At 49.3% G+C, this 458-nt stretch carries 2 protein-coding genes; both read left to right on the forward strand.

What is annotated here, in order from left to right; translation table 11 throughout:
• The coding region (locus AB204_RS22955) for a hypothetical protein (RefSeq protein WP_047965213.1) at positions 1-316 on the forward strand (316 nt) is incomplete at its 5' end.
• Positions 231-458: Rz1-like lysis system protein LysC (gene lysC, locus AB204_RS24170; protein WP_422645878.1), on the forward strand; the 228-nt coding region annotated here is incomplete at its 3' end. The genes AB204_RS22955 and lysC, both read left to right, overlap by 86 nt.

The following is a 458-nucleotide window of genomic DNA, read 5'->3' on the forward strand; positions in this document are numbered from 1 at the left end:
CTATTACAGTGAGTATCAGGGCAAGGCCGAAGAATACCGTAGTTTAAAACGACAGTATGACGAACAAGTCGCCATCAATGCCAACGCCTACCACTCTATCAGGTTATTCAATGACATCTCACGAATTAATAGCGAAAACCGGCAGCGGTCAGCCGTGGATTCTGAGAAAACGCAGGCTGCCATCAAAACGATTGTTGTCAGTCATGATTGCGCCGCTCGCACTGTGCCTGATGGGGCTGTTAACCGGTTGCAGCAGCACGCGAACCGAATACGTTCAGATTCCCCCGATACCGATTCCGGCGCATCTGCTCACTGACTGTTTACCTCCTACCATTCCTGACAAAATGACATGGAGTGACAGCCTCATTTTGAATGAGCAGCTACTGATGGTCATCGAACAGTGCAATCTGGATAAATGGGCGATACGGGAAATAGAAGACACCTCAGCACCTCAGGAC

The sequence above is a fragment of the Xenorhabdus khoisanae genome (assembly GCF_001037465.1).
Classification (GTDB): Bacteria; Pseudomonadota; Gammaproteobacteria; order Enterobacterales; family Enterobacteriaceae; genus Xenorhabdus; species Xenorhabdus khoisanae.